Source organism: Microbacterium sp. Bi128 (genome assembly GCF_918698205.1).
Window position 1 is genome coordinate 1 of sequence record NZ_CAKKMM010001375.1, and the last position, 1,354, is coordinate 1,354.

General features: G+C 64.2%; 1 protein-coding gene and 1 pseudogene. Both read left to right on the plus strand.

All coding sequences use genetic code 11. From position 1 onward, the window contains the following. Positions 1-450 precede the first annotated feature (450 nt). Positions 451-1,089, plus strand: a pseudogene (locus LQV45_RS32925) (ATP-dependent Clp protease proteolytic subunit). 38 nt (positions 1,090-1,127) lie between these two features. Further along, positions 1,128-1,354, plus strand: a 227-nt coding sequence (locus LQV45_RS32930; protein WP_230011860.1) for an ATP-dependent Clp protease proteolytic subunit, incomplete at its 3' end; no start/stop codon positions are given.

Genomic DNA, 1,354 nt, shown 5'->3' on the forward strand with positions numbered 1-1,354 from the left:
CAACAAGGTTGACCTGAGCGACTTCGTACGCCCCGGCGACGAGGCTGCCCCGGCCGCCGAGACCGTTGAGGACGAAGCGGCTTCGGCAGAAGCCAGCACCGAGGCCACGCCGAGCGATGACCCCGCAGCAGTGAAGTTCTAGCAGTCATTGAGACTTAGAAAAGTCGGCCCCCGGATCACCGATCCGGGGGCCGTCTGTTTTAAGCCCCCGCCTGCGGCCATGCCCGGCCGGCACGGTCTGTTCGGGAGCCGGGAAGGGCCCGCATCCAGGACCCGGCGCGCGGGGTCCCGGCAATCGTGCGCCGTCAGCGAACAGCCCGGCGCCAGCGAACAAAGCGGGCGTGAAAACGGTTAGTGTCGCTGTAGGAAAGTTCAGTGATGTCGTCCAGTGGCGTCACCGTCGCCAGCGAGAGGTAAGTACATATGTCACAGCAAGCAGGGACACCCCGGATGGCCACGGTCGATCCGGCAGCCCAGGATAACTACATTTACAACCGCCTGCTGAAAGAGCGCATCATCTGGCTCGGCTCCGAGGTCCGCGACGATAACGCCAACGCGATCTGCTCCCAGCTGCTGCTGCTCTCGGCGGAGAATCCTGAAAGGGACATGTACCTTTAGATCAACTCACCCGGCGGCTCCGTCACCGCCGGCATGGCCATCTACGACACCATGCAGTTCATCCCGAACGATGTTGTCACGGTCGCCACCGGCCTCGCCGCGTCCATGGGCCAGTTCCTGCTCTCCTCCGGCACCAAGGGCAAGCGCTACGCCACCCCCAACGCCCGCATCCTCATGCACCAGCCCTCCGGCGGCATCGGCGGCACGGCGTCGGACATCAAGATCCAGGCCGAGCTGATCCTGCACATGAAGAAAGTCATGGCCGAGCTGACCGCGGACCAGACCGGCCAGAGTGTGGACACCATCCTCAAGGACAACGACCGCGACAAGTGGTTCACGGCCCCGGAAGCCCTCGAATACGGCTTCTTCGACAAGATCGCCGCACACGCCGGATCCGTGGCAGGCGGCGGCGGAACCAACGCCAACGGCTCCGGGAACAGCGGCGGCGCTGCGACAGCAACCGAGAACTGACCGGCAGGTAGACAGCAATGAATTCAGGAGCAATGAACATGAACTACAACTTCGGTTCGACTGCCGGCAACCTGCCGAGCAGCCGCTACGTGCTGCCCCAGTTCGAAGAGCGCACCCCCTACGGCTTCAAGCGCCAGGACCCGTACACCAAGCTGTTCGAGGACCGCATCATCTTCCTCGGCGTCCAGGTCGACGACGCCTCGGCCGACGACGTCATGGCCCAGCTGCTGGTGCTCGAGTCCACCGACCCGGACCGCGACATCAC